1 protein-coding gene is annotated in these 2122 nt (G+C 42.9%); it reads right to left on the reverse strand.

Annotation, left to right across the window (positions count from 1 at the left end):
• Nucleotides 1–56: 56 nt before the first annotated feature.
• A complete protein-coding gene (locus tag QUB12_RS32175; RefSeq protein ID WP_445300689.1) occupies nucleotides 57–1790 on the reverse strand; it encodes a two-partner secretion domain-containing protein in 1734 nt (577 codons plus the stop codon).
• Between the last annotated feature and the right edge of the window lie 332 nt (nucleotides 1791–2122).

Here is a 2122-nt window from a genome sequence, read left to right on the forward strand (position 1 = left end):
TTAATAATTAAATGGGGTCGCAAAATCAAAAATAAGGGTAATGATTGTATCACAGTTTAAATGTGCAACAGCTTATTACCCCCTCCATTAGGTGCGGAAGTAGTTATATTTTCCGCACCCGCTGTATTTCCTGCTATAAAAGTAAAGCTGCCACCTGCATTCACCGTAATATCACCGCCAACGCCATTACCAGAAATATTCTTAGCAAGAAGTCCTTCTGTTGAAATATTTCCCCCAGCACTCAAAGATATATAACCAGCATCCCCCGCAATATTAGACACTGAAATCATTCCCGCTTGAATGTGGCCTGTAGCTTGCATAATTATAGGACCTACGTTATTGGGCAGGTTATTATAATTGTCAATGTTTTTTACTTGAATATTGCCGCCAGATCGCAAAATTATAGAGCGCGAAGTAGCTAAAATAAATTCATCTGTACCAGGAGAAGCATTAGCAAAAGCTGCATCTGGACTTGTGATTGAAATCCCACCGTTAAAAGTAATATTTCCAGTACCCGAAGTTGTATCTACCTTGAGGGAAGCCCCCGTATATCCCCCAGAGATATAGTCATTGGGCTGCGTAAATATTGGATCATATAAACTGATAAAATTAGCAGGTTTACCCGATAAATCAACAATCGATGTGTTACTGCCACTTCTAAAGTGAGCATCTGTAGATATCAGACCGTTACTCACTAAAGTCAAATTTCCGCCGCTTACAAACGGCGTTTGCGAAAGATGATTCAGCGCCAAAAGATCGATACTTTGATTGCCCTGAATGTAGAGATTACCGCCAGCATTAGCCACAAACGGATTTGCCACACTATCGCGCACCCGCACTGTATTGTTAGCCAGCAAATTCAAATCGCCAGTTGTACGCAACAGACTTTCAACTAATGTCAAATTGCGATTAGCTGACAGCGTTGCATTCTCCGCAGTTACTTCTTTAGCAGCGACATCTCCATTCTCTACCTGCAAACCAGAACCAGTTAATTCTATTTGCCCTCCAGGGTTGACTGTCACCCCCGTTGCACTTCCCCCCCCACCAGTCAACAACTGCGGCAAAGATGCAACTGGCAACACCCAATTTTGAGGCAAACTGCCCGCGACAGATTGCGGCTGAATCTCCAAACTTAACAGATTTCCCGGTTGACTAATTCTGACTAAACTCTCGCCGGGAACCGCCGCAACAATAATATTTCCTCCCGGTGCAGAAAGTTGTCCCGTACTCAAAACCGTGCCGCCCAATAAAGTTAAATTTTGCCCTTGTCCCACTGCCAAATTGCCTAAATTGACAATTCCCCCCGGCTGTGTATTTGTAAAAGCAAAAGTATTAGGATTTCCGACTAATTGAGTATAATTATTTGTACCAGTCGCACTAAACCAGTTATTGCCAAAACCGATGCCCGTCGCAGTAGTCGCAGTGAAAGCAGCAGGCACATTCAAACTGGCATTTGCACCGAAAACAATCCCCGCCGGATTCATTAAAAATAAATTGGAATTGCCACCCGTTATTTGAATTAATCCGTTAATCAGCGAAGCATCGCCGCCGACAACTCGCCCTAAAATATTGCGGATATTGGGATTTGATATAAAATTGGCAGTTTGCCCTTGAGTTAAACCAAATTCTTGGAAACTGTGAAATAGATTTGCACCGTCGCTTGATTGTTGGCCGCCGTTGATGTTGAATTGGTTGCCGCTGGGAGTAATTTGAGTATTGGTTCCGTCGGTTGCGGGGGTAATTTGGGCTGTGGCTGTTTGGGATGGGAAGAAAAGTCCTAATTCCCACATTGCTAAGGTGGTGAATGAGAGAAAGGTGAGGAAAAAGCGGTTTTTTTTGTGTGTTGATTTCATGGTTTTGTTAGTAGATGTTATGATCGTAGATTCATCAACAATAGATTATAATATCACCATCCTGTAGGGGCGGGTTCACCGAAATATATGACACCCAACGACGAATCGTAAAACCCGCCCCCACCCCACCCAAATATTAATAATTCATTGAATTTAACCATAAATTGATGTTATTTGGGGTTGTTGGTTGGGTGGGGGCGGGTTTATTAAAATTGTTTTTGGGTGACAAAATTAGTCGCGAACCCGCCCCTACGAATTTTGGTTATTGC

Source organism: Microcoleus sp. B7-D4, from assembly GCF_036705125.1.
Lineage (GTDB): Bacteria > Cyanobacteriota > Cyanobacteriia > Cyanobacteriales > Microcoleaceae > Microcoleus.

Coding starts and splice junctions, on each gene's coding strand:
- QUB12_RS32175 (WP_445300689.1), bottom strand. CDS start 1,790: ATGTGGGAATTAGGACTTTTCTTCCCATCCCAAACAGCCACAGCCCAA.